Source organism: Komagataeibacter saccharivorans (assembly GCF_004348195.1).
Taxonomy (GTDB): Bacteria; Pseudomonadota; Alphaproteobacteria; order Acetobacterales; family Acetobacteraceae; genus Komagataeibacter; species Komagataeibacter saccharivorans.
In genome coordinates, this window is sequence record NZ_CP036404.1 from 314997 (window position 1) to 339626 (window position 24630).

Here is a 24630-nt window from a genome sequence, read left to right on the forward strand (position 1 = left end):
GCACGGGCAGGGCGTCACGTAACCCGGCCGGTCTGGTCAGGTATCCGGGTCGGTTATGTCGGTGCAGATGTATTTCATCTCCATATATTCATCCATGCCGTAGCGCGAACCCTCGCGTCCCATGCCGGACTGCTTGATGCCGCCAAATGGCGCGACCTCGTTGGAAATCAGGCCCGTATTGTGGCCCACCATCCCGTATTCCAGCGCTTCGGCCACGCGATGGACGCGGGCATGGTCGCGGGTGAAAAAATAGGCGGCAAGTCCGTATTCGGTGTCATTGGCCATGGCGATCGCCTCGGCTTCCGTGCGGAAGCGGAACAGCGGGGCCACGGGACCGAATGTTTCTTCATGGGCGATCCGCATGGCGGGTGTCGTGTCCCGCAGCACGGTGGGGCGATAGAACAGGTCGCCCGCGCTATCACGCGCGCCGCCACACAGCACGGTCGCCCCGTGTTCCACCGCATCGCGCACATGGGCTTCCACCTTGTCGCGCGCCTGTGCGCTGATCAGCGGGCCGATAACGGATTCCGGGTCGCTGCCGGGACCTACGCGCAGTTCGCTTACGGCTGTGGCAAAGCGGGTGGCGAAGGCGTCGTAAATGCCGTCCTGCACCAGAAAACGGTTGGCGCAGACGCAGGTCTGGCCTGCATTGCGGTATTTGGCGGCAATGGCGCTTTTGACGGCCTGATCGATATGCGCGTCATCAAACACGATGAACGGCGCGTTCCCGCCCAGTTCCAGCGACAGGCGCTTGAGCGTGGGCGCGGACTGCGCCATCAGGATACGCCCGACCTGGGTCGAGCCGGTAAAGGACAGCTTGCGGATATCGGAACTGGCGCACAGCGCCTTGCCCAGCCTGATCCCGTCACCGGGCAGCACCTGCAGCAGCCCCGACGGCACGCCCGCCTGCACCGCCAGTTCCGCCAGCGCCAGCGCGGTCAGCGGTGTCTGTTCGGATGGCTTGACGATCATGGCGCAGCCCGCCGCCAGTGCGGGACCGGCCTTGCGGGTAATCATGGCGGCAGGGAAATTCCACGGGGTGATCGCCGCGCATACGCCCACGGGCTGGCGGATCACGCTCAGCCGCGTTGCCGGGTTGGTGGGGGGAATGACATCACCATAGGCGCGCATGGCTTCGCCCGCGAACCAAAGCAGGAAACTGGCGGCATAGCGGATTTCGCCCGCCGCTTCGGCGCGGGGCTTGCCCTGTTCGGTCACGATCAGGGTGGCGAGGTCATCCAGATTGTCCATCACCAGATCATGCCAGCGCGTCAGCACGCCGTGGCGCTGCGCGCCGGTGCGGTTGCGCCACTGGGCCTGTGCCTTCACTGCGGCGGCAATGGCGCGTTCGGCGTCGTCCGGCCCGCATTCGGCCACTTCCGCCACCAGCGCACCCGTGGCGGGATTATGGACGGGGCGGCGTGCGCCATCCGCCGCCGGGCGCCATGCGCCGTCAATCAGCGCATCCTTGCGGAACAGGGATGTATTAGCGAGATACACGGTCATATTCTCTTGGTCTCCCGGCCCGATGGGCTGGTTTGCAGGGACGGACATGGGATCATTCAGCCCCGACCTGCGCCAGGACCTGTTCGATGATGGCCATGCCTTCATCAATGATTGCATCAGGGGCGGTCAAGGGCACAAGAATGCGAACGGTGGCCCCTTCCGTTCCACAGGACAGTACGATCAGCCCTTTTTCACAGGCGCGCGCACAGATATCCGCCGCAGCCCCAGCGCGGACATCCGTGCCGCCATGGGACTGAAGGATGTCAAAGGCGATCATGGCGCCCAGCCCGCGCGCCCGGCTGATGGGCAGCAGGGCGGTATTGGCGTGCATGCGGTCGATATGGGTGCGCAGCTTCGTGCCGATGACACGGGCGCGGTCGATCAGCTTTTCGTCCTCGATGATGTCAAGTACGGCCAGCCCGGCGGCACAGGCCAGCGGCGCGCCGCCATAGGTACCCCCAAGGCCACCGGGCCCAACTTCATCCATAAGTCCGGCACGCCCGATCACGCCCGATAGCGGCAGCCCGCCGCCCATGGATTTGGCAACCGATACAAGGTCCGGCTGCACGCCGGAATGTTCGATGGCGAACATGCGGCCCGTGCGGGCGAAACCGGTCTGCACCTCATCCGCCACCAGCTTGATGCCATGTTCGTCACAGATGCGGCGCAGCGCCTGAAGCAGTTCGACCGGGGCGACACGGAAACCGCCTTCGCCTTGCACGGGTTCGATGATGATGGCGGCGATGCTGCTCGGCGGCAGGTCGGCGGCGAACAGGAAGTCCAGCATGCGCAGGGTGTCCGCCACGCTGACCGCGCCATCGGGGAAGGGCAGGTGATAGACTTCGCCCGGCAGGGTGCCGAACGGGGCCTTGTATGGCCTGACCTTGCCCGTCATGGCCGAAGCCAGCAGCGTGCGGCCATGAAACCCGCCGGTAAATGCGATGATGCCGTTGCGCCCCGTGGCCGCGCGCGCGATCTTGACCGCGTTTTCGGTGGCTTCGCCGCCGGTGGTGAAGAATATGGTCTTGGCCGGTCCATCGAACGGGGCCAGCGCGTTCAGCTTTTCCGCCAGCGCGATATATGGCTCATAAGCTGAAACCTGAAAGGCGGAGTGGGTGAAGCGGTCAAGCTGGGCCCGCACGGCCTCGACCACGCGCGGGTGACGGTGGCCGACATTCAGCACGGCGATACCGCCCGCGAAATCCACGTAGCGGCGGCCCTCCACATCCCATAATTCGGCATTTTCCGCCCGGTCGGCAAAAACGGGCGTGGCAGTGGCGACCCCACGCGGCACGGCGCGTTCACGGCGGGCGAGGAGGGCCTGGTTCGTTGCGGTCATGGCCTGCTTCATTATCCTGTCGGGTTGGCGGTATGGCCGGATTTTCAGCCTGTCATCCCGGCGTAACGGGTTCACGGCATGATGGGGAGGCGCTTTTTCGGTGGGGCATGGTGATCTTTCGTCACCAACGTTTCGGAACCGGTATGGAACTGCGCCTCAAGCCATGTGCGCAGCAGCGCGAAGGCACGCGCCTGCCACGCCTGATCCGTGCTGCGCAGGACATAGCTGCCCAGTGTCACGTCGCGCAGCGGCACATCCGTTGTCGTAACCCGGACAAGCCGCCCGGCCTTCAGGTCGTCTTCCAGCAGATAGGTATTGGCAAGGGCGATGCCTTCCCCCGCGCGGGCGGCGGCCAGCGCCAGATGGGCCTGCCACAACCGGCTGTGGCCGCTGACCTGCGCCACATTGACCGACTGCGCTGCAAACCACACGCGCCATTCCGTATCATTGTCCTCGATCAGCAGGGGGGCATGCAGCAGATCGGCGGCGGTGCGTGGGGGATGGGCCAGACGGCGCAGGCATTCGGGGCTGGCGACCGGGAACACCAGTGGCCGCGCCAGTTCAAGGGCCTGTATGCGCGGTGGATCGCGCAGCGGGTGTTGGTCATTGATGTAGCGGATATCGGCATGCAGGACCGTGTCGATCCGTTCGGGATCGAACCGGCAGTCTGAATCGACAGGCCGCAGCAGCACGTCCACACCGGGATGGAGCTGTCGGAACGCAGGCAGGCGCGGCAGCAGCCAGTGATAGGCAATGCCATGGGAACAGGTCAGCGTAAGCTGGGGCATCTGTCCGCGCATGTCAGCCGTCGCGCGGGCCAGACCATCCAGCAGCGGGGCGATGCGGGCATAGTATTCATGCCCCTGTGGGCTGAGGCCGCCTTCGGTCCGGTTGCGCAGTCCGACGCCCAGTGCGGTTTCCAGATCGCGCAGGTGACGGCTGACCACGGCATGATCCACCCCCAGCGCCACGGCGGCACGGCGGATACCCCCGGTCCGTGCATAGGCCACGAACGCATTGAGGGCAGCAAGCGGGGGGATATGGTATCGCCATTTCATGCAGGCCCGATGCTAGCATGAACGCAGCCGATCAAGAACAGGACAGGGCGCGCAAGACGGGAAATGGCGGCTTTTACCGCGCGGGGCGAACCGGGACGATGATGTAACGTTCCCACAGGGGCCGCAGGTGCAACTTTTACGTGAAAGTGATCCCATGTCCCGTATCGCGATCGTCTATTTCAGTGGCTATGGGCATACGGCCAGACTGGCCGATGCCGTGGCGCTTGGCGTGGCGGAAATACCCGGCACCGAAGCCGTATCCCTGCGCATAGACCCCGATGGCAACCTGCCCGAAGGCGGGCTGGACCAGTTGGCGGCGGCCGATGCCATCATTTACGGCAGCCCGACCTACATGGGCGGCCCCGCATGGCAATTCAAGAAATTTGCGGAATCCACCGCGCGCATCTGGCTGGCCGAAGGGTGGAAGGACAAGATCGCGGCGGGCTTCACCAATTCCGCCACGGTCAATGGCGACAAGGCCATTACCCTTATCTATTTCTGGACCCTGTCGCAGCAGCATGGCCAGATATGGGTAGGTACGGGCCTGCTGCCTGCCAACACCAAGGCCAACGGACCGGGGGACGTGAACTGGTCAGGCGGGTCGGTAGGGATCATGGCCATCTCCCCCTCCGATGCCTCGACCGAGGAAGCGCCGCGTACTGGCGATCTGGAAACGGGGCGGCTGGTGGGCCAGCGTGTCGCCCTCATCACATCACGCCTGCGGCCTGCCGGATAACCCTCTCAGCCATGCCGGGGGCGGTCTGGTGATGGGGGCGCTTGTCCGATATGAAAAGGGGATATTCATATCAGGACAGGTGTGGCGTGTTTCTGCGGCAGTTGACATATCTCATGGCGCTCGACCGTTATCGGCATTTTTCCCGCGCGGCGGAAAGCTGTGGTGTTTCGCAGCCCGCCCTGTCAGCGGCGCTGCGGCAACTGGAAACGGAACTGGGCATCACCATCATCCGCCGCACCCGTCGTTTCAATGGTCTGACGGATGAAGGCAGGCGCGTTCTGGACTGGGCGCGACAGACGCTTGCGGCCCTTGACGGATTGCGGCAGGAAGCCGCCTTCGCGCAGGAAGTAGCGGGCGGCAATCTGGCCATCGGACTGATGCCGCCTGCCATACAGGGCATCCCGCTGCTGCTGGAAAGTTTCCGTACCGCAGTGCCTGGACTGCACCTGCAGGTGCGTATGGGTTCCAGTACGGACACCATTCATGGCCTGCGCGAGCAGCAGCTTGATCTGGGGCTGGTCTATCTTGACCAGATTCCGCCGGATGGACCTTTTGAAACATTGCCTCTTTACACCGAACAGCACGTTCTGGTTGCGGTGGAACCGCTGATCCTGCCAGCGGGACGGCGGGACTGGAATACGCTGGCCGACCTGCCGCTATGCCTGCTGGGGCCGGAAATGCGTTCGCGCCAGATCGTGGACGCGGCCTTCCGGTGTGCGGGGGTCACGCCCGATGTCGTGCTGGAAACGAATTCGCTTGAAGTGCTGTACGGCGAACTGCTGGCCGGGCGCCTGGCCAGCATCCTGCCGGTTGCGGCCCTGCCGACCCATACCGGCCATGCCCGGTTGCAGGTGCGCCCGCTTGGTCCATGCACCGCGCCGGAGGTCGGGCTGGTCCGTCTTGCACCATCCCTGCCCACCGCCCTGACGGCGCGTGTATGGAATGTGGCCAGCAACATGAACATGCGCGACATTTTTACGATCGGGTAGGATCGATACGCCGCAACGCCCATCAGGCTCCGCAGGGCGCAATCCGGCAGTCCCGGCATCCCGTATTCAAGGGATCGCTATAGCGAAAGCGGCGGAACCGGATGAAGGGGGATTGGTGATCTGAATGGGCCAGCACCGAGGACGTGTGATTCGTATCGCAGAAATATGCCCGGTCCCGTCGGGAGCCGGTCTGCGGATAAGGATTCAGGTCTGTCTGGCGGAATGTTGGCTGCCGTGGCCTTGGTCTGGCCGGTATCGGACATGGCGCGCTGGCAATGGGAACAGTCAGTGCGTGCCCGATAGGGCCGCTACCATTTCAGCTAGTGGGGATGTCCTGTCCATGCCGTGAAGCTGGCGGACGGACCCTGATAAGGGCAGGAAACCGGATCGTGCCGGTCAGATATGCCAGTTATCGGTCGCAGGTAGGAATGGGGGGGTAGTAGATATAAAAACGGCAGGAACCGAAGTTCCTGCCGAAATTATCAGCCAATCTTCAGATTGACTGCAGAAGACTTGCCGTTACGGCCTCTTTCGAGATCATACGTCACGGCCTGTCCTTCGGACAGGGTCTGCTGGCCAGCCTGCTCAACGGCAGAGATGTGAACGAAAGCATCGGCGCTCCCGTCTTCCGGCTGGATAAATCCAAAGCCCTTCTGGGCGTTGAACCATTTAACTGTTCCTGCGGCCATATCTGGCCTCCTTAAGTAACCGGCACCCCACACGAACATGCGCGGGATCAAGACTTTTCGTTTTATCGGGGATGCCAGACGGCCGCGTAGCGAGCTGCTTTGAAATCTTGTCCGTAGCTGAAAAGTCCAGCCGTGCGATCCTTGTTATAGGGATTGGACGCAGATAGCACGTAAAATATTCAGGAATTGCCAAATTATTTCCGTTACGGCATCGCAAAATCTGCCACATTGGCGGGAAACGGGGACCTGTGGCACGGTAAGAAATTACGGTGCGCGTGCTGTGTTCCACCCGACAGAAGCTTGATGCGGGCCGATCAGTCGGGGGCGGACTGGATTTCGCCCGCCCCCACAGGCCGGGCAGGATTACAGGTTGGCGATCAGCTTCAGTCCCACCAGCGCGGCATTGGGTATGCGGTTCGTCTCCCCGGGGCGGATCATGTATTCAAATTCCGGCTGCACCAGTATGCCGGGGGCCGCGTCGATCGCGTAATAGGCTTCTATTATATGGGAATCCGTCTGTGGCGCGCGTACGGCGGTTCCCAGCGAATACCCGGCTTCATAACGCAGGATCTGCCCCGCCTCCTTGCGGCCGCTGACATGGTACCACGAATACATGATGCCCAGCCGGTCCGTCAGGCGGGAAGGGATCAGTCCGGCGAAGGACAGGCCGCCATAGGCTTCATCCGAAATCGAGGTCACATGCGGCGTATTATGGATGTAGCCTGCCATCAGGTAGCCGCCAGCCATCTGGTTACGCCCGCCACGGCGGTAGATCATCTGGTCCCCTTCAAACCAGAACATGTCCATCGGGGCCGAACGCTGGTGCCCCGCCGCCTGTGTCAGGGCAGCAGGCAGGCCGACCCCGATCTGGTCGGGGTAACGGGTGGTGTCGTGTGCGTAGCCCAGCACGTAATGGCCGGGCATGCGGTTGCGGGTCAGATACGGCTGCCACGTGAATTCGACCGGCAGCATGAGTCCGGTTGCATTCTCGCTACCCCATGCCCAGCCACTGGGATTGTCAGACAGCGCGCTGACCGAATACGCGCCAAGCTGGATGGCGGTATCGCGCGTGGGCCGCAGGCGGATGCGGCTGCCCCATGTCGCCTTGGGGTAGACGCTGAATCCGGGGTCCAGCTTCAGCGCCACGGGGGCCGAGCATGTCACCATGAACGAACACAGCAGCGGGGATGTGGCGAATACATGCGTCAGCGCCATGCGCCCGAACGATACGTCCAGATGGTTGTTCAGCAGCTTCTTTTCGGCATAGAAATCCACCAGATGCGCCACCACGTTGCCCGACAGGCCATAGACTTCCTGCAGGTTGACGTAATATTCGCCCACCCGGTCATGGCTGACCGCATGGCCCGCACGTTCCATCACCAGTGTATGGACAGACCAGCCCTTTATGCCCGCCATTTTTTCAAGGTCGAAGTTCACCTGCAATGTCAGTTCATGCACGTAGCTCATGCCACGTTCGACACCGCCATTGATCACGCCCATGGCTTCGCCCTTATAGGTAAAGGCAAAGCTGACGCCGTGGTTGAGCAGGGTTTTGCGCAGCGGCGCAAGCTGGGGCACCAGGTGCCCGCTACCTGCGGTGGGAACGTAGTACGGGTCCTCAAGATCCTGATCGTGCTGGGCATCAAGCCATGCGGGCAGCATGGCGGACGGTCCTTCGTGGCGCAGCAGGGCGTCGAGTTCGATCTTGTGGAACGATTTGTTATCACCGGGGCTGCTGACGGGCGCCACGCTCATGGTGGCAAGACCGGCGGATGGATAGTTGGGCACCCCGCTGGGCGGAATCGGGGTATTGGGCGGCCTGCGGATAGCCTGCGGCGTGGGGCCGAGGCTCTGGGCATCAAGCCGGGCGCTGATCTGGGCTTCCTGTGTCATGCCGTTCGATGGCATGGCCGAAACCGCGCTGCTTGAGACAAGCGAGGGCACAATAGCATTGGATACCTGCGCATGGGCTGTCGCTGCGGGCAGGGCGGTGGCCACCGTGCCCATGGCAAGCAGCCATCTGCATGCGTAGGGAAACGGATGGCGTGCGCGCCCCGTGCGGGCGCACCGTATCTGTCTTTTCATATCTGTCGATTTTCTCGTGGCCCGGTCATGACCGACCGGAGCATGAAGACGCGGCTGCAGGGCCGGAAAGCGGACGACCGTTCAGCCCGGAAGCTGACGGACGGCGGCGGCAGGGACAGCGACAGGCGCCACGGCGCGATACGGGAAAAGGATCATGATTTAACCACCATTGTTTTTATTTTATGGTTATTGTCATTTAATTTAAAATTATTGAAACGTCAAATAATTCATAATTATATTAATTTTGCACTGCACAAATAATAACTTTATTTCAGTAATGCCGGGCTTTGCGTTGCCACGCCTTCATGGTATCGCCCATGCGTGCCATGGGGCATGCCCGTGATGGGGAGTATGATGTGACGACGCTGGTCGGGTTGGTTGCTGGGTTGGTGATGGGTGCGCTGGGAACCTATGGCGTCATGCGCCGGTACCACGCGGCGGGGCGGCTGCCCTATTATGCTGCCCGCTTGCAGGCCGATCCTGCATCCGGCACGGAAACGGACACGCTGGCAGTAGATGACCTGCCCGTGGCCCTGCTGGTTCTCGCACGCAGCGGGCGGCTGCTTCATGCCGGGGCGACCGCACAGGCCGAGTTTGCGGAAGGGCTGGGCACCATGATCCGCCATCCCGTGCTGCAACGCGCCATAAGTGAACTTCAGCCCGGCACTATCAGCCGGGTGCGGATCGAGACGGACGTACCCGTACGCCGCATTGTGGAAGCCTTCATCAAGGCGGGTCAGTGGCAGGGACAGCCCGCCTGTACCGTCGCGCTGCTGGACGCCACCGCGCGGGAAGCGCTGGATCGCGCGCGCAGCGATTTCGTCGCCCATGCCAGCCATGAACTGCGCACCCCGCTGGCGGCCCTGCTCGGCTTTATCGAAACCCTGCAGGGGCCCGCGGCGAATGATACCGCGGCACGACAGAAGTTCCTTCCCATCATGGCGCGGCAGGCCGCGCGCATGCAGCGCCTGATTGACAGGCTGCTGTATCTTTCGCGCGTGCAGATGCTCGAACACCAGCGCCCGCAGGGACAGATTTCCGTGCCGGAACTGTTTGCCCGCCTTAATGATGAACTGCAGGGCAGGCCGGCGGCGGACCGGGCCGATATCGTCATCCAGCCCGCGCCGGATGGCACGGTGCGCGGGGATGCGGACCAGATCGTGCAGGTGCTGCTCAACCTGTGTGAAAATGCCTGTCGCTATGGCCGCCCGCTTCCGCCCGCCGTGGCGCGCATTGAAATCGGCGCGCGCTGGCACGAAGGGGGCGGCCTTGACCTGTATGTGCGCGATAACGGGCCGGGGATCGAACCCCAGCACCTGCCCCGCCTGACCGAACGCTTCTACCGCGTGCCACCCTCGGGCACGCGCAACGGCAACGATCAGGGCACGGGGCTGGGTCTGGCCATCGTTCGCCATATCGTGGACCGTCACGGCGGCAGGCTGGACATCTCCAGCACGCCGGGGCAGGGCACATGCTGCACGGTCTGGCTGCCGTAACCGTATTCCGCCGATGGTGTTCATTACGTTTTTGGCTTGACCATCCACGCCCATCCATGATGTTCTTGGTGGGCGAGTAGAAGCGGTCTGGACCTGATCCTGGGCATTGCTCCACACAAATCTGTTTCTGATTGGTGGACCGCTGACATGTACGACATTCCCTGAAAAACAGACTTCTGTTTCCAGGCCCTGAACCCGTCCGTGTTCAGGCTGCCGTGTCCTGTCCGCCATGCCATTCGGAAAATCTTCTGACCGGAGAACAAGCATGTCTCGCCCCGATATATCCACGCCATCCGCCTACGGGCTGGAAGAACTCAACCGTGAAGCCACGATCGGTGGGCAGGGAACCTGCGTCGATCGCGCCATTCCCCAGATCGACATGTCGGATTACGAAAACCGCAAGGCCGAGATTACCGACGCGCTGTGGGATGCGGCGACGCAGGTTGGCTTCTTTCAGGTACTGAACCACGGCATTGCCGAAGCGGATGTGGATGCAGCCTTCAGCGCCGCATGGAATTTTTTCGACCTGCCGATGGCGCAGAAGGAACACTACCTGCGCAAGGTCGGCTCCAATGCCGGGTGGGAATACCGTGCGCAGGTCCGCCCGTCCACCGGCACGCCGGATAACAAGGAATCCTACCAGATCACCATGTCTGGCATGGACAATATCTGGCCGGATGAAGCCATCCTGCCGGGATTTCAGGAACGCATGTGCCGGTTCGAGCGCCAGAACTGGGAACTGGGCATGAAAATCCTGTCCTGTTTTGCGGTCAGACTGGGGTTCGATGCGGATTTCTTTACCCACAACCATGATCCCGCTTCCGCGCATTACCAGAGTACGCTGCGGCTGATCCATTACATGAGCATGGAAAACGCCACGGACGCGGATTTCGAATTCTGGCGTGCGGGCGCGCATTCCGATTTCGACTGCCTGACCCTGCTGCACCAGCGACCGGGGCAGGGCGGCCTGCAGGTCTGTCCCGGCAAGGATGCGGACAATCCGGCATGGACCGACGTGCCCCCCGTGCGTGGCGCGGTGACATGCAATATTGGTGACATGCTGATGCGCTGGAGTGACGACCGCCTCAAATCCACCCTGCACCGCGTGCGCATGCCACGGCGGGACGAATATCTCGGCCCGCGCCTGTCGCTGCCTTTCTTCTGTCAGGCAAACCGGGATGCGATCATTCAGGGGCCGGAAAAGAAATACGAACCCATTACCGCACAGGCCTATCTGGATGAGCGGATCAGGGCCAATTACACGCCGCGTGCGTGAAAGCGGGATACAGCCTCTGGCGTAATGGATCAGGACCCAGCCAATAATGAACCAGACCAATATCGTCATCCGCAACGCATCGGGCATTCTGACGGGACAGCGTGGCGCGCTGGCCCGCCGTACGGGCGATGTGCATATACGCGACGGACTTATCGCCACAATCGGTGCGATTGCACCCCAGCCAGATGAAATTACGGTGGATGCCCGTGGCGGTGTGATTACGCCGGGGCTGGTCTGCACGCATCACCATCTGTTCCAGACCATGCTCAAGGGGATTCCCTCGGCCATTGATGCCCCGCTGGAAACATGGCTCCGGCTTGTACCGTCAACTTACTGGAGCCGTATCGACGAAACCGCGCTGGCTACGGCGGCAACAGTCGGCATGGCGGAACTGCTGCTGTCGGGCTGTACCACGGTGGCGGATCATCACTACCTGTTTGCCGATACCTACCGTTATGACCCAGCCCACGTCCTGTTTGATACTGCCACCCGGATGGGCCTGCGTTTCGTGCTGGCGCGTGGCGGCACCACCCATAGCCGCAAGCTCGATACGGACGACATCATCCCCAGCCCGAACGAGGATCTGGACACGATGCTGCGGCGTGTATCGGATCTTGCCGCCCGGTATAACGATCCAGCACCCGATGCCATGCGGCGTGTCGCGCTGGCCCCTAACACCCCCACATGGGGCATGACGCCGGATGAGCTGCGGGTATCGTCGCAGGCGGCGCGTGACATGGGGATCGGCATGCATTCCCACCTGTCGGAAACCACCAATTACGTCACCTTCTGCCGGGAACGATACGGCATGAGCCCCGTGCAGTTCGTGGCCGAACATGGCTGGACCGGCCCCGATGTGTGGTATGCGCATCTGGTCCATATGGACGAGGCGGAAATCGCCCTGCTGGCCCGGACCGGCACCGGCATGGCGCACTGTCCGCAAAGCAACTGCCGTCTGGGTTCGGGCATCGCCCCGGCCCCTGCGATGATGCGCGCCGGTGGGCGCGTATCGCTTGCGGTCGATGGCGCTGCTTCCAACGAGGCCTGTGACATGGGTGCTGAAATGCATGCGGCGTGGATGGTCCATCGCGCGGTCCATGGCCCTGCGGCCGTGACGTGCGAGGATGTGATCCACTGGGCCACGGCAGGCGGGGCGCAGGTGCTGGGGCTGGATGGAACCGGTACCGTGCGCGAAGGCATGGCGGCCGATCTGGTGGTGCATGGGCTGGACCGGCCCCGCCATGCGGGGCTGCATGATCCGCTGATTGCCCCTGTGGCATCAGGGGCTGCGGATGTGCGTCATGTCTTTACTGCCGGGCGGCATGTGGTGGTGGATGGCCACATTCCCGGTCTGGATATGCCTGCCCTCATGGCGCGGGCCGCCGATGTCGTGCGCGGGCTGGATGTGATGGGCTGAATTACGGACGTTCAGGTGCCAAAATAGCTCTGACGCAGTTCGCGCCGCACGAAGTCCAGAAAAAAGCGCGTGCGTGAGGGCAGATGCGCGCGGGATGGATAGACCGCATACAGGGTCACGTCCTCCCACGCGTAATTGCTCAGGCATTCGATCAGCCGTCCGCATTTCAGGTCATCGGCAATATCCCACAACACCTTCAGCGCGATGCCCCGGCCATTGACCGCCCAGTCATGCACCACCTCGCTGCTGGATGTGGCAAGGCGGGGGGTCACATGGATTTCCTTGCGGGCCTTGGCGTCGGAATATACCCATTCACTGAATATGCGCTGGCGGCGGATCAGGCAGATGCAGTCATGCTTGAGCAGGTCATGCGGCGTGGCGGGCAGGCCCTTGCGCGCGATGTAATCGGGTGATGCGCAGACCACGCGGCGGCTGTTGATGAGGCTGGTGGTCATGACCTCCTGATCCGATGGCATGCCGGGGCGGATGGCGATGTCCAGCCCGTCATCAATTACATCCAGTCCCGCATCCGACAGGGTCAGGTGAACGGTCACATCCGGGTACTGCCCCACGAAGGCGGCCACGATGCCCGCCAGCATCTTGCGCCCGATTTCCGATGGCACGCCCACGCGCAGAAGTCCGTGCGGGATGCCGGCGCGCGCCGTCAGTTCGGCCTCCACCTCCTCGATTTCGCCGATGATGCGTACGGCATGTTCATGCAGGCGGTGCCCTTCCGCCGTCAGCGCGAAATGGCGCGATGTGCGTGTGACCAGACGGGTGCCCAGACGGAATTCCATCGCGCTGAGGCGTCGGCTCATCGCGGCGGGTGACATGCCCATGGCGCGCGCGCATCCCGCGATGCTTCCGGCGGCGGCAAGGATGCAGAAAAACTTCAGGTCACTGATCTCATCGGGCATAAGGCGTTCCATGATTGCGTCTGACGCACGGTTGGCGTGCAGCCACGTGCTCTACACGAAGATGTGCAGATCCGTATCCTGCGCTTCCTTCAACTATTATCGCAATATCGGGTTCTTATGTCGGATACAGTACAGTCCACAGGTAACGTTTCCCTCCATACGGCGCTGTCGGGCAGGGAACTTCTGGACTGCCCTGTTCTGAACAAGGGGAATGCGTTCGACGGGCGCGAACGTGACCTGTTCGGGCTGCATGGCCTTCTGCCCGCGCGTGTCGCGACACTGGCGGAACAGGTCGATCTGGCCCGTGCGCGGCTTGCCGCCCTGCCGGACAACTTTTCGCGACATGTTGCGCTGCGCGAAATCCAGGATCGCAATGAAACGCTTTTCTACGCCATTGTAGATCAGGCGCTGGAAGCATGGCTGCCCGTCATCTACACGCCCGCCATCGGTCAGGCCTGTATCCGCTTCAGCCATATCTGGACCCGCCCGCGCGGCCTGTTCCTCAGTTTCGAGGACCGGGGCCGGATCGCGGAAATCCTGTCCGCGCCGCAATGGGACAATGTGCGCGTGATCGTTGCAAGCGACGGCGGCAGCATCCTTGGCATTGGCGATCAGGGCGCCAACGGTATGGGCATTCCCATTGGTAAGCTGTCGCTTTACACCGCATGTGGCGGGCTGGACCCGGCCTGCGCGCTGCCCATCCTGCTTGATGTCGGCACCGATAACACGACCCTGCTGGAAGACCCGGAATATATCGGCTGGCGGCACAGACGTGTGCGCGGGGCCGATTACGATGCGTTCATAGCTGAATTTGTTACCGCCGTTCACGCGCGCTGGCCCAATGTCGCCCTGCATTGGGAAGACCTGTCGGGCGCCGACGCGCTGCGCATCCTGCGCCGTTACCGTGACCGGATGTGTACCTATAACGACGATATTCAGGGCACTGCCGCCGTAACTGCGGGCGCATTGCTGGCGGCGATCCGGGCCGGGGGCGCGCCGCTGGCGCAGCAGCGGATTGTCGTTTTCGGCGCGGGCGGCGCAGGCTGTGGCATTGCCGACCTGCTGGTGCAGATGATGGTGGCCGAAGGCATGGCGGCGGATGAAGCGAACCGGCGCTTCTTCATGGTCGATATCAACGGCCTTGTGTGCGAAGGCATGGCAGACGTGACCGAAGGCCAGCAGCCTTTTGCCCAGCCTGCTGACATCGCATCGGGCTGGACGGTCGCCGATCCCGCCCATATCACCCTGGCGGAGGTGATGGAGAATGTCCGTCCCACCATGCTGATCGGCACTTCAGGGCAGGGTGGCGCCTTTACCCGCGATATCGTGGCCCCGATGGCGCAGCAATCCGCACGGCCCGTCATTTTCGCGCTTTCCAACCCCACGGCCAATATCGAAGCCATGCCCGGCGACCTGCTGGAATGGACCGAAGGCCGCGCCATTATCGGTACGGGCGGCCCATTCGCGCCGGTCAGCTATGACGGGCGCAGCCGTCCGGTGGATCAGATCAACAATTCATACGTGTTTCCCGGCGTGGGGCTGGCGGTGGTGGCAGGTGGCATCACGCGCATGACCGATGGCATGCTGCTGGCGGCGGCCCATGCGCTGGCTGGCCTGTCGCCTGCTGCGGACAGCGATGATCCGACCACGATCCCGCTGCTGCCCCCGGTTTCCGAACTGCGTACCGTCGCCATGGCCGTGGCACGCGCCGTCATCCGGCAGGGGCGGGCCGAAGGCGTCGCCCCGCCCGCATCGGACGACGCAACGGAAGCTGCACTGAAAGCAGCCGTATGGACCGCGCAGTACCGCCCCTATGAAAAGGCGGTGGGCGAAGTATCCCGCTAACCGGGCGGCGACTGGCCTGAAGGGCGGGATATTCCCGCCCGGCAGGAACGGTAACATGCCCGCCCACGCAAGACGGGCAGGAATATATGCATATTTCGCGCTTCGGCGGTGCGGCGATGGCGCGCGTGTACTGGCCCCTTAACCTGCGCGCGTTGCACTGGCTGTTCTGCCCTGCACCGCAGGCAGTGGCTTTTGCGCTGCGCAATACGATTGCATCGCTTGTCGCGCTGGCCATCGCATTGTGGATGGAACTGGACAGCCCGCAATGGTCGGTTGCGACCGTATGGTCCGTGGCCCAGCTTGGCCGTGGGGAAAGCATGTCCAAGGCGCGGTGGCGCATTGTCGGTACGCTGGTGGGGGCTGTGGCCGCCGTGGTGTTCATCGCGGCCTTTCCGCAGCAGGCATGGCTGTTTTTCCCGGCGGTGGCGATCTGGATCGGGCTGTGCAGTTTTCTGGCCACGTTCAGCCTGAATTTCCGCTCCTACGCATTCGTGCTGTCGGGTTATACGTGTTCCATTATCGCGGTGGCGGCGGCATCCCAGCCCGATAACGTCTTTTTCATCGGGATTTCGCGCGCGACCTATATCGTGCTGGGCGTGGTGTGCGAGGCGGTGATGGGTATGCTGTTCACGCTCAACCTCGCCACCCGTGCCCGCGGCATCATGGTTGCGCGGGTGGAGGACGTGCTGCACCGCCTGGGCGGGCTGCTGCGTGAAATCGTGCTGCATGAGCGCGACACGCTGCTCCATGCCGGTGAGTTTTCGGACATGCTGGTTTCGGTCCATCAGGGGCTTGAATTTCCCGCCATTGAAATGGGCCGTCACCTGCATGCGGGCGACCATGCGCGCGCGGTGCTGGCGGAAGTATCAATTCTGGTCACCCGCCTTGTCGGCCTGTCAGGCGGGGCGGAACGCGCGGTACTGGCGGGGGATGACGCCTTTGCCGATACGCGCGGGCAACTCCTGCATCTGTGCGACCGGCTTTCAACCTGTCGGCTGAAGGGTGGAATGCTGGACGAACTGCGTGAACAGGTATCCCACCTGCATGCCCTGTTCAACCGGCGTGCGACGGATGGCACGCAGGAAATGGCCCGCATCACCCATGGGGTTCTGGGGGCCAGCATGGCGGATCTGGGGATCGCGCTTGACCACTGTCACGCCATTTTCAGCCCGCCGGCCCATGACCGTTTCCGCTTCCGTCTGGCGGGGCATCGGGACGTGCGGCTGGCTTTCTACAATGGCCTGCGCGGGGCTGCGGCCATCATGCTGGCGGCACTGGTATACGAACTGACCGCATGGCCCGGCGGCATGGGGTTCATTGCCATTACCACGCTGGTCTGTGGCCTGTTCGCCACGCGTGAAAACCCGGTGGTCGGTACGACCCGTTTCCTGTCAGGTGCTGTGTGGTCCGCCGTGGCGGCGGGCTGCCTTGATCTGGGGATACTGCCGTACCTGAGTGACTATGAGGAATTTGCCTTTGTGCTGGGCATTTTCCTGTTTGTAGGCGGACTGGCGAAGTGCAACCGGGGCACGGCGGGGGCTGCCGCCGCCTACGGGCTGCTCATGCCCAACCTGCTCATGCCCGGTAACCAGAGCCGGGTGGATGAGGTCGCCTTCCTCAACAGTGCGCTGCATACGGTACTGGCGGTCGGGCTGAGCGTTCTGGTGTTCCGGCTGGTCCTGCCATTTCGTGCCCGCGACGAGCGGTTGCGTTTCGGTGCGCATATCCGTGGGGAACTGCGGCGACTGTGCCTTGTGCCGCTTTCTCCCACGCCGCAATGGTGGATCGGCACCAGTCTGGACCGGATCGGGCGCATGGTGCGGCATGCGGCGCAGGAACATGACAGGACGGCAGGGGGGGGCATACGCCTTATGCTGATGTTTTCTGCCGCGGGGCTGAATATCCTGCTGCTGCGCCAGCTCAAGCGGCAGCAGCGCGACGGCGCATCGGATGTGATAACCGTGCTGCTGCGCGCCCTTGTCCGCTACCGGCCCGTAAGCCCGCGCGGTATTGCCGTGGTGCGGGCGGCGCGCATGCGCATCGCCCGGATGGAACGTGCCGACCCCGGTAACGGAAGGCTGCTGGAAGTGCTGGCCTGTCTGGACGGGATTGGCCGGACCGCCACGGCGTGCATCGCCGCGATCGAAGCCGGGGTGGAGTAAATCGCGCCTGACCGTGTCATGAATGGCGCAACAGGGCGGGAGGGAAGGGGCCGTATTTCACGGTGCAGTCCCTCCCGCCCGGATCACGATACCGGGCAGCGGGAATTATCCGTTGATCGGGCGGGTCGATACCTTCATTTTGCGGATTGGTGAAATCCGGTTCTTTATGAATAGTCAGGCCGTTCCGGTCTGGTCCGCAAAACACAGAAGGCGCGCCGCATGAGAAAACGCTACGATCTCGATCTGTTGCGCAGCCTTCAGGTCCTGATTGAAGAAGAAGGCGTCTCCCACGCGGCACGCAGGCTGAAGATGAGTGAGGCCGCCATGAGCCGCAGCCTCGCCAAACTGCGCGTGATTTTTGGCGATCCGATCCTTGTGGCATCGGGACGGCGGATGGTGGCCACAACCTTCGCGCTGGGCATACGTGACCGGGTGCGTGCCTTGGTCGACGGGGCGGACTCGCTGCTTGAAGAACAGGAAACGCCCGACCTTGCCGGTCTGTCGCCCCACTTCACGCTGCGGGCCAATGATCTGATCGTGGGTGCGTTCGCCGCGGCTGTTCTTGCCGCCCTTAGGCAGGACTGCCCGGGCTGCACCCTGACTTTCGCGCCCGAGACCGATGATGAACCCAGCGATGACCTGCGCGAAGGCCGCGTTGACCTCTATCTGGGCGCATCGGATGACATGCGGCCCGAAATCCGCCGACAGAGCCTGTTTCCCACTAGTTTCCGCGCCCTGGTGCGTGCGGACCATCCCATCCTGTCCGAAGGGATCACACCGCAATCCATTGCACGCTACGAACATATAAGCGTATCGCGGCGGGGGCGGCTGCACGGGCCGATTGATGCGGTGCTGCGCGAGCAGTTCGGCCTGCGGCGGCGTGTGGTGATGGTGGTGCCCACTTATTACGCCATGGTCGAAACCCTGCGCATGACGGATATGATCCTGCCCCTGCCGGGTATCGCCATCGATTACCTGCCCATCCGGTCTATGCATCTGGCGGAGTTCGAATTTCCCTTCGACCTGCCTGTCGTACACTCGTTTCAGGCATGGCATCCGCGCCGGGACAGCGACCCGGTCCACCGCTGGCTACGCGGGACGGTCTATCGTGTCGTGCGCCAGCGCGGGGAAGGACTACCCGAAGGCTTTACCCCCGCCGCCGCCAGCGCGGCAGGGGAAGGGGCCGTGGTCTGGCCTTACTGACCGTAGCGCACGATCCCCAGATCCTCATGCGGGATTTCGGGCATGCGACCGGACATGATGTCGGCCAGCACGCGGCCCGAACCGCAGGCCATGGTCCAGCCCAGCGTGCCGTGACCGGTATTGAGGAACAGGTTGTCATAGCGCGTGCGGCCAATGATGGGCGTGCCGTCCGGTGTCATGGGACGCAGGCCGGTCCAGAATTTCGCGCCGCCAATGTTGCCGCCGCCGGGGAACAGGTCCGTTACGGAATGTTCCAGCGTTTCGCGCCGGGGCGCGCGCAGGCTGGTGCTGAAGCCCGCCAGTTCCGCAGTACCCCCCACGCGGATACGGTCGCCAAGGCGGGTGATGCCGATCTTGAAGGTTTCGTCCATGATGGTGGAAACCGGGGCCTGCCTCTCGTTCACGATGTCGGCGGTGATGGAATAGCCCTTGACCGGATAGATCGGCAGGTCCAGCCCCAGACGGCGCACCAGCGCGGGTGAATAGCTGCCCAGCGACACGACATAGGAATCAGCCACCATCCGGCCCCGGCTGGTCTCGATACCGGTGATGCGGCCGCCTTCCTCCGTCATGGTGCGGATGGCGGTATCATAATGGAAGGTGACGCCAGCTTCGGCCGCCATGGCGGCCAGACGCTGGGTGAACAGGAAGGCGTCGCCCGTTTCATCGCCGGGCAGGCGCAGGCCGCCAATGAATTTATGCGCGGTGGAAGCCAGACCCGGCTCGGCCCGGACGCAGCCTTCGCGCGTCAGGATCTCGTAAGGGACGTTGTACTGTTCCAGCACGCGGATATCGCCCGCGATGGCATCCATCTGCTTCTGGGTGCGGAAAAGCTGAAGCGTGCCCAACTGCCGGTCATCATACGCAATGCCCGTGCTGGCGCGCAGGTCGCGCATCATGTCGCGGCTGTATTCCGCAATACGGACCATGCGGCCCTTGTTGCGATCATAGGCCGGGGTGGTGCAGTTTTCCAGCATCTGGACCAGCCATTTCCACAGATGCGGATCAGGCATCGGCCAGAAAACGAAAGGCCGGTATTTCATCATCAGCCACTTCATGGCCTTGAACGGCACGCCCGGCCCAGCCCATGGGGAGGAATATCCCGGCGAGACCTGCCCCGCATTGGCGAAGCTGGTTTCAAGTCCGGCTTCGGGCTGGCGGTCGACTACCGTCACCTCATGGCCGGCCTGCGCAAGATACCAAGCCGATGTCACACCGACGACACCGCTACCCAGAACGATGATTTTCATTACTCAGATGCCTTTTCTGGCGTGGGAAAACACATCACGCGGCCTGTGTCAGGTAAGCGCGATGGAAACGGGAACCGAGTGCTGTCAGCACTTCGTAGCCAATGGTGCCGGCGGAATGCGCCACATCATCCACGCTGCGGCGGGGGCCGATCATGTCCACATGGGTTGCGGCATCAAGCATGGTTTCGGGCACGTCGCTTACGTCTACCGTGGTGGAATCCATGGAAATGCGGCCAAGGATGGGCAGCCGGTAATCGCCCAGCCAGGCGCAGCCACCGCCATCCGCGCCATGGCGCAGGAAGCCGTCGGCATAGCCAATGCCCAGTGTTGCAATCCGCCGTGGCCCGCTGGCCCGCCATGTCAGGCCATAGCCCACGGCGTCCCCCGCCGCGATGGTGCGGACCTGCACGATACGGGCGCACAGGCGCACGGTCGGGTGCAGCGGGTTGGGCATGTCCGCATTGGGGGCCAGTCCATACAGCGCGGCACCGGGACGCACGAGGTCAAAATGATAATCCGGCCCAAGGAAAATCCCCGATGAGGCCGAAAGGGCCAGATCGGCATCCGGCAGCCGGGCCGCCATGGCGCGCAGCCTGTCGCGCTGCATCGCATTGGCCGGGTTGGCGGGCGTATCGGCACAGGCGAGGTGGCTCATGACCAGCCGCGTATCAATACCGTCCAGCAGTGCGGGATTGCCCGATACAAGTGCCACGTCCGCTTCCGACAGGCCAAAGCGCGACATGCCGGTATCCACCTGAATGGCGGCGGGCAGGGGTGTTCCAACTGCAACTGCGTGAGCGCGCCAGCCTGCCATCTGTTCCAGACTGTTCAGCACGGGCAGCAGGTTATAGGCGGTGAATTCTCCTTCCGTCCCCGGCATGGGACCGTGCAGGACGAATATCCGGCAGGTGGGGGAGACATGGACGCGCAGCCGGATGCCTTCTTCCAGATGCGCGACAAAAAAGACTTTCGCCCCGGCCTGTTCCAGTACGGGTGCTACCCGGTCCGCGCCAAGTCCGTATGCATCGGCCTTGACCACGGCGGCGCAGGTGGCGGTTCCCGTACGGGCATTGAGCAGGCCGAAATTCGCTGCGATCGCGCCCAGACTGATTTCCAGTATCGCACCCGCGCCGGGTGCGGACCAGCCAGCCGTGGGCGTGGGGGAAGGCAGGTCAGGCATGCGGAAGATACTCCGGTAACGGTGTGGGGCAGGTTTGATCGTATGCATGTGACAACAGAATGTCCTGTCGTTTGACGCAATTTCATGCCATTGTAAGAAACGTCACGCAATTATATGCGAAAATAAGTGGAAAATTCACCATGCCATTCGATCGCCTGACCGAGGCCATCCTGCGTAACCTGCGTCATGACGGAAGGATGAGTAACGCGGATCTGGCGCAGCGGGTGGGGCTGTCGCCATCGGCGTGTCTACGGCGTGTGCGCATGCTGGAAAAAGAAGGGGTCATCCGCGGCTATCGCGCGCTGGTGGATGAACGCTCGGTCCATGGCATGACCACGGTGATCGTGCAGATCACGCTTGAACGGCAGACGGAGGAATGCCTGCGTCGCTTCGAGGCCCGCGTACGTGAATGTCCCGATGTGCGTGAATGTTACCTGATGACCGGCGATGCGGACTATCTGGTGCGCGTGGAAGCCCGCGACGCCGCCGATTACGAACGCATCCACAAGGAAGAACTGTCGCGCATGCCGGGCGTGGCCCGGATACAGAGCAATTTTGCCATTCGCACCGTAGTCCAGCGTTAGACGCGCCGCCCGATCCCGGACCGCGCGGAACTGGCGACCAGCAGGACCGGAGGGAAACTGCCCCCGGTCCGGCATTGCCCGTGACCAGTTTACGGTGTGGGTGGTGTCGGCAGGGTTGTCTGGCGCGGGATGAATGGCCGGATCAGGAACTGGTAACCCCCGGCCCCCAACACGCCGCCACATACAGGCCCCGCGATTGGCACCCACCAGAAACTGCCCGGCGCGGGCAGGGCCGAACTGCCCCAGCCCATAAGGTAGCAGAACAGGCGCGGGCCGAAATCGCGCGCGGGATTGATCGCCCACGCTTCCAGATAGCCCGAACACGCGCCGATGCTGGCGACAAGCAGCCCGATGATCAGTGCGCTGGAATTGGCCTGCGGGGCGACGGTATTGTATTCGCATGTAATCGCGAAGATGCCGAACAGAAGCAGGCCGGTCAGGATCGTTTCATCCATGAAGGCATGCAGCGGGGTGATGAAATCACCCGCATGGGTAAAGAATACCCCTGCCGCCCCGCCATCGGCACGCGCCACGCCCTGGATCTGGTTATAATGGTCGATGACCGGCTGGTACAATGCGTAGACAAGTGCCGCCCCGATAAAACCGCCCAGCACCTGCGCTGCGCAGTAGGCGGGCACCTTGCGCCACGGAAAGTCCCGGTAAAGGGCAAGGGCGATGGACACGGCGGGATTGGCATGCGTGCCCGATACGCTGCCGGTTATGTAAATGGCGATGGTGACGCCCAGTCCCCACACGATACAGACGCCCCAGTAGGAGAATTTGTACGGGCTGGGGTCATATAGCGTATACATGGCGGCCACGCTGTCGCCGACCATCACGATGATGATGACGGCAATGCATTCGGATATCAGTTCGCCAAGAAATTGTCGGTTCTTCAGCATTTCAACCCACTCTGATTATTTTTATCGTTTGATGGGAACAGCCATCCGGCCTGTGCCGGTGTTGAGCTAGTGTATGTTCTTAAACGAACATGGGCGCTCAGGGAATAGAAAGAATGGTCCCGGGCGGCCTCTATTCTACGTTTTCACCGGTTTTCTGCTAATAAAAACGATCTGACAAAATAGAGAGGTCAGGCAACCCGTCTCGGGTCAGCACGTTGTCCGAGTGTGATGATTGGCGGTTCTGTGCGTTTTCGCACATGAACAAAAATCATCCGGTCCTGTAATTTCTGTTCTGTGGCGAATTTATGGTGTGTTTCTGTAATATTAATGTAAAATTTATTTCCTGTGACAGTCCTGACCAATGTGCGGTTCCCCTATTGAAATGCCCATAATGTTCGTTTACGAACATCGGCATCAGGAGGAACATCTACATGGCGTCCATGGACGAAACATTCCGCTCCCCCCCGGCGCAGGGTGGCCCGGTCGACCTGCTGGTCGTGGGCGGGGGGATCAATGGCACCGGCATCGCGCGTGACGCCGCGGGCCGTGGCGCATCCGTGGTTCTGGTGGAACAGGATGATCTGGCCAGCCATACCTCGTCCGCCAGCACCAAGCTGATCCATGGCGGCCTGCGTTATCTGGAATATTATGAATTCCGCCTTGTGCGCGAAGCGTTGATCGAACGTGAAAAGCTGCTGCGCATCGCACCGCATATCATCTGGCCGATGCGTTTCGTCCTGCCCTACACGCCGCAGGCCCGTCCGGCATGGATGCTGCGCCTGGGCCTGTTCCTTTACGATCACCTTGCCCCCAACATGACGCTGCCCAGGTGCAAGTCACTTGATTTCCGCACCAATTCGGCGGGCAGGCCGCTTAACGGCACGCTTGCGCGCGGTTTTGCCTATTCCGATGGATGGGTGCAGGACAGTCGTCTTGTTGTCCTCAACGCCATGGACGCGCAGGCGCGTGGTGCTGACATCCGCACACGTACCCGGCTGGTGAAGGCCCGTCGCGTGGACGGCGTGTGGGAAGCCGAAATCGAGGACACGCGCGATGGCAGCCGCACGACCCTGCGGGCCAGGGCGCTGGTCAATGCCGGTGGACCGTGGGTCAGCGAAGTGCTGCGTGAGCGCGCGCAGGTCAGTTCGACCAAGCAGGTGCGTCTGGTCAAGGGCAGCCATATCGTGGTGCCGCGCCTGTTTGACGGGCCGCAGGCCTACATATTGCAGAACCCGGACAAGCGGATCGTTTTCGCCATTCCTTACGAGCAGGAATTCACCCTTATCGGCACGACCGACGTGCCGTGGACGCAGGCCCCCGGCCATGTGGAAATCTCGCCCGAGGAAATCACCTATCTGTGCGAAAGCGTCAGCCGGTATTTCACCAGATCCGTCTCGCCGGATGATGTGGTATGGAGCTACGCTGGCGTGCGCCCGCTTTATGATGATGCGGCAAAGAACGCTTCGGCAGTGACGCGCGATTACGTGCTGGATGTGGATACGCAGGGCGATCAGGCGCCGATGCTGTCCATTTTTGGCGGCAAGATCACCACGTACCGTCGTCTGGCGGAACATGCAATCGAAAAGCTCCAGCCCTTCCTGCCGGTGCTGTCCGCGCCCGGCTGGACGGCGGACCGTGTGCTGCCCGGCGGCGATCTGGGGGAGGGCGGGTTCGACGCCGCTGTTGCCCGCCTGTCGGCGCGCGCACCGTTCCTTGATGCGAAGTCATGCTGGCGGCTGGTCCGCAATTACGGTTCCCGCGCCCATGACATCGTGGGCGACGCGCGCAGTCTGGCGGATATGGGCGAACAGTTCGGCGCGGGGCTGAGCGCGCGTGAGGTGGAATACCTGATTGCCAGTGAATGGGCGCAGACGACACAGGACATCCTGTGGCGGCGGTCCCGGCTGGGGCTGCATGTAACGGACGAGGACGCAGCCCGGCTTGACGCCTATCTGCGCGCCCGCCAGCCAAGGGCGGCGACAGCGGCTTCGTAAAA

General features: G+C 62.7%; 20 protein-coding genes. 11 read left to right on the forward strand and 9 right to left on the reverse strand.

Annotated elements, in window-relative coordinates; all coding sequences use genetic code 11:
* Nucleotides 1–36 precede the first annotated feature (36 nt).
* The 3 genes from KSAC_RS01305 to KSAC_RS01315 all read right to left on the reverse strand — a co-directional run bounded on the left by KSAC_RS01305 (nt 37) and on the right by KSAC_RS01315 (nt 3903).
* Nucleotides 37–1506, reverse strand: a complete 1470-nt coding sequence (locus KSAC_RS01305) for an NAD-dependent succinate-semialdehyde dehydrogenase (protein ID WP_132303768.1) — start codon at nt 1504–1506, stop codon at nt 37–39.
* 52 nt (nt 1507–1558) lie between these two features.
* The gene (gene gabT / locus KSAC_RS01310) at nt 1559–2845 is read right to left on the reverse strand and encodes a 4-aminobutyrate--2-oxoglutarate transaminase (protein ID WP_132303770.1); all 1287 of its coding nucleotides are present in this window, start codon (nt 2843–2845) and stop codon (nt 1559–1561) included.
* 71 nt (nt 2846–2916) lie between these two features.
* The gene (locus KSAC_RS01315; RefSeq protein ID WP_132303772.1) at nt 2917–3903 is read right to left on the reverse strand and encodes a LysR substrate-binding domain-containing protein; all 987 of its coding nucleotides are present in this window, start codon (nt 3901–3903) and stop codon (nt 2917–2919) included.
* 154 nt (nt 3904–4057) lie between these two features.
* Here KSAC_RS01315 and KSAC_RS01320 point away from each other — a divergent pair, with 154 nt between their 5' ends.
* Together KSAC_RS01320 and KSAC_RS01325 are read left to right on the forward strand one after the other, a co-directional pair.
* Nucleotides 4058–4639, forward strand: a complete 582-nt coding sequence (locus KSAC_RS01320) for a flavodoxin family protein (protein ID WP_132303774.1) — start codon at nt 4058–4060, stop codon at nt 4637–4639.
* Nucleotides 4640–4725: 86 nt separating this feature from the next.
* Entirely contained in the window at nt 4726–5628 is a 903-nt protein-coding gene (locus KSAC_RS01325) for a LysR family transcriptional regulator (protein WP_165927265.1), read from the forward strand.
* Between the two features lie 482 nt (nt 5629–6110).
* On the opposite strand, the gene KSAC_RS01330 is transcribed toward KSAC_RS01325, so the two are convergent.
* Both KSAC_RS01330 and KSAC_RS01335 read right to left on the reverse strand, forming a co-directional pair.
* Nucleotides 6111–6317, reverse strand: coding sequence for a cold-shock protein (locus tag KSAC_RS01330; RefSeq protein WP_102323966.1), 207 nt, complete (start codon nt 6315–6317; stop codon nt 6111–6113).
* Between the two features lie 363 nt (nt 6318–6680).
* The gene (locus KSAC_RS01335; RefSeq protein ID WP_132303776.1) at nt 6681–8402 is read right to left on the reverse strand and encodes a carbohydrate porin; all 1722 of its coding nucleotides are present in this window, start codon (nt 8400–8402) and stop codon (nt 6681–6683) included.
* A gap of 42 nt (nt 8403–8444) precedes the next feature.
* Here KSAC_RS01335 and KSAC_RS01340 point away from each other — a divergent pair, with 42 nt between their 5' ends.
* From KSAC_RS01340 to KSAC_RS01355, 4 genes are all read left to right on the forward strand, one after another.
* Nucleotides 8445–8663, forward strand: a complete 219-nt coding sequence (locus KSAC_RS01340) for a hypothetical protein (protein ID WP_118963404.1) — start codon at nt 8445–8447, stop codon at nt 8661–8663.
* A gap of 56 nt (nt 8664–8719) precedes the next feature.
* Nucleotides 8720–9898: a sensor histidine kinase gene (locus tag KSAC_RS01345; RefSeq protein WP_243705254.1), complete on the forward strand. Its 1179-nt coding sequence runs from the start codon at nt 8720–8722 to the stop codon at nt 9896–9898.
* Between the two features lie 265 nt (nt 9899–10163).
* On the forward strand, nt 10164–11174 hold the full coding sequence (locus tag KSAC_RS01350) for an isopenicillin N synthase family dioxygenase (RefSeq protein ID WP_132303779.1): 1011 nt from the start codon (nt 10164–10166) through the stop codon (nt 11172–11174).
* A gap of 46 nt (nt 11175–11220) precedes the next feature.
* Nucleotides 11221–12591, forward strand: coding sequence for an amidohydrolase family protein (locus tag KSAC_RS01355; RefSeq protein WP_132303781.1), 1371 nt, complete (start codon nt 11221–11223; stop codon nt 12589–12591).
* Between the two features lie 11 nt (nt 12592–12602).
* Here KSAC_RS01355 and KSAC_RS01360 read toward each other — a convergent pair whose 3' ends face one another.
* Nucleotides 12603–13508: a LysR family transcriptional regulator gene (locus tag KSAC_RS01360; RefSeq protein ID WP_102323960.1), complete on the reverse strand. Its 906-nt coding sequence runs from the start codon at nt 13506–13508 to the stop codon at nt 12603–12605.
* A 117-nt stretch (nt 13509–13625) separates the two neighbouring features.
* Between KSAC_RS01360 and KSAC_RS01365 the strand changes: the two genes are divergently transcribed.
* From KSAC_RS01365 to KSAC_RS01375, 3 genes are all read left to right on the forward strand, one after another.
* Nucleotides 13626–15353, forward strand: coding sequence for an NAD-dependent malic enzyme (locus KSAC_RS01365; protein ID WP_132303783.1), 1728 nt, complete (start codon nt 13626–13628; stop codon nt 15351–15353).
* An 86-nt stretch (nt 15354–15439) separates the two neighbouring features.
* On the forward strand, nt 15440–17515 hold the full coding sequence (locus KSAC_RS01370; RefSeq protein WP_132303785.1) for an FUSC family protein: 2076 nt from the start codon (nt 15440–15442) through the stop codon (nt 17513–17515).
* Between the two features lie 219 nt (nt 17516–17734).
* Nucleotides 17735–18718 carry a LysR family transcriptional regulator gene (locus KSAC_RS01375; protein ID WP_110547760.1) on the forward strand — a complete coding sequence of 328 codons (984 nt, stop codon included), beginning with the start codon at nt 17735–17737 and terminating at the stop codon, nt 18716–18718.
* Here KSAC_RS01375 and KSAC_RS01380 read toward each other — a convergent pair.
* Together KSAC_RS01380 and alr are read right to left on the reverse strand one after the other, a co-directional pair.
* Nucleotides 18712–19968: a D-amino acid dehydrogenase gene (locus KSAC_RS01380; RefSeq protein WP_102323955.1), complete on the reverse strand. Its 1257-nt coding sequence runs from the start codon at nt 19966–19968 to the stop codon at nt 18712–18714. The two genes, KSAC_RS01375 and KSAC_RS01380, sit on opposite strands and share 7 nt — an antisense overlap.
* A gap of 34 nt (nt 19969–20002) precedes the next feature.
* Complete coding sequence (alr, locus tag KSAC_RS01385; RefSeq protein WP_132303787.1) at nt 20003–21148, reverse strand: alanine racemase; 1146 nt, start codon at nt 21146–21148, stop codon at nt 20003–20005.
* 140 nt (nt 21149–21288) lie between these two features.
* Here alr and KSAC_RS01390 point away from each other — a divergent pair, with 140 nt between their 5' ends.
* Nucleotides 21289–21732 carry an Lrp/AsnC family transcriptional regulator gene (locus KSAC_RS01390; protein ID WP_102323954.1) on the forward strand — a complete coding sequence of 148 codons (444 nt, stop codon included), beginning with the start codon at nt 21289–21291 and terminating at the stop codon, nt 21730–21732.
* Nucleotides 21733–21821: 89 nt separating this feature from the next.
* On the opposite strand, the gene KSAC_RS01395 is transcribed toward KSAC_RS01390, so the two are convergent.
* Complete coding sequence (locus KSAC_RS01395; protein WP_102323953.1) at nt 21822–22634, reverse strand: MIP/aquaporin family protein; 813 nt, start codon at nt 22632–22634, stop codon at nt 21822–21824.
* A gap of 431 nt (nt 22635–23065) precedes the next feature.
* Between KSAC_RS01395 and glpD the strand changes: the two genes are divergently transcribed.
* Complete coding sequence (gene glpD / locus KSAC_RS01400; protein WP_102323952.1) at nt 23066–24628, forward strand: glycerol-3-phosphate dehydrogenase; 1563 nt, start codon at nt 23066–23068, stop codon at nt 24626–24628.
* Nucleotides 24629–24630: the final 2 nt, after the last annotated feature.

What these genes read in the sequence shown, in the direction of transcription:
- alr (WP_132303787.1), bottom strand. Translation starts at nt 21,148, where the DNA reads ATGCCTGACCTGCCTTCCCCCACGCCCACGGCTGGCTGGTCCGCACCC.
- KSAC_RS01370 (WP_132303785.1), top strand. Translation starts at nt 15,440, where the DNA reads ATGCATATTTCGCGCTTCGGCGGTGCGGCGATGGCGCGCGTGTACTGG.
- KSAC_RS01365 (WP_132303783.1), top strand. Translation starts at nt 13,626, where the DNA reads ATGTCGGATACAGTACAGTCCACAGGTAACGTTTCCCTCCATACGGCG.
- KSAC_RS01320 (WP_132303774.1), top strand. Translation starts at nt 4,058, where the DNA reads ATGTCCCGTATCGCGATCGTCTATTTCAGTGGCTATGGGCATACGGCC.
- gabT (WP_132303770.1), bottom strand. Translation starts at nt 2,845, where the DNA reads ATGACCGCAACGAACCAGGCCCTCCTCGCCCGCCGTGAACGCGCCGTG.
- KSAC_RS01355 (WP_132303781.1), top strand. Translation starts at nt 11,221, where the DNA reads ATGAACCAGACCAATATCGTCATCCGCAACGCATCGGGCATTCTGACG.
- KSAC_RS01315 (WP_132303772.1), bottom strand. Translation starts at nt 3,903, where the DNA reads ATGAAATGGCGATACCATATCCCCCCGCTTGCTGCCCTCAATGCGTTC.
- KSAC_RS01395 (WP_102323953.1), bottom strand. Translation starts at nt 22,634, where the DNA reads ATGCTGAAGAACCGACAATTTCTTGGCGAACTGATATCCGAATGCATT.
- KSAC_RS01390 (WP_102323954.1), top strand. Translation starts at nt 21,289, where the DNA reads ATGCCATTCGATCGCCTGACCGAGGCCATCCTGCGTAACCTGCGTCAT.
- KSAC_RS01350 (WP_132303779.1), top strand. Translation starts at nt 10,164, where the DNA reads ATGTCTCGCCCCGATATATCCACGCCATCCGCCTACGGGCTGGAAGAA.
- glpD (WP_102323952.1), top strand. Translation starts at nt 23,066, where the DNA reads ATGGCGTCCATGGACGAAACATTCCGCTCCCCCCCGGCGCAGGGTGGC.
- KSAC_RS01375 (WP_110547760.1), top strand. Translation starts at nt 17,735, where the DNA reads ATGAGAAAACGCTACGATCTCGATCTGTTGCGCAGCCTTCAGGTCCTG.
- KSAC_RS01335 (WP_132303776.1), bottom strand. Translation starts at nt 8,402, where the DNA reads ATGAAAAGACAGATACGGTGCGCCCGCACGGGGCGCGCACGCCATCCG.
- KSAC_RS01340 (WP_118963404.1), top strand. Translation starts at nt 8,445, where the DNA reads ATGAAGACGCGGCTGCAGGGCCGGAAAGCGGACGACCGTTCAGCCCGG.
- KSAC_RS01380 (WP_102323955.1), bottom strand. Translation starts at nt 19,968, where the DNA reads ATGAAAATCATCGTTCTGGGTAGCGGTGTCGTCGGTGTGACATCGGCT.
- KSAC_RS01305 (WP_132303768.1), bottom strand. Translation starts at nt 1,506, where the DNA reads ATGACCGTGTATCTCGCTAATACATCCCTGTTCCGCAAGGATGCGCTG.
- KSAC_RS01330 (WP_102323966.1), bottom strand. Translation starts at nt 6,317, where the DNA reads ATGGCCGCAGGAACAGTTAAATGGTTCAACGCCCAGAAGGGCTTTGGA.
- KSAC_RS01345 (WP_243705254.1), top strand. Translation starts at nt 8,720, where the DNA reads ATGCGTGCCATGGGGCATGCCCGTGATGGGGAGTATGATGTGACGACG.
- KSAC_RS01360 (WP_102323960.1), bottom strand. Translation starts at nt 13,508, where the DNA reads ATGCCCGATGAGATCAGTGACCTGAAGTTTTTCTGCATCCTTGCCGCC.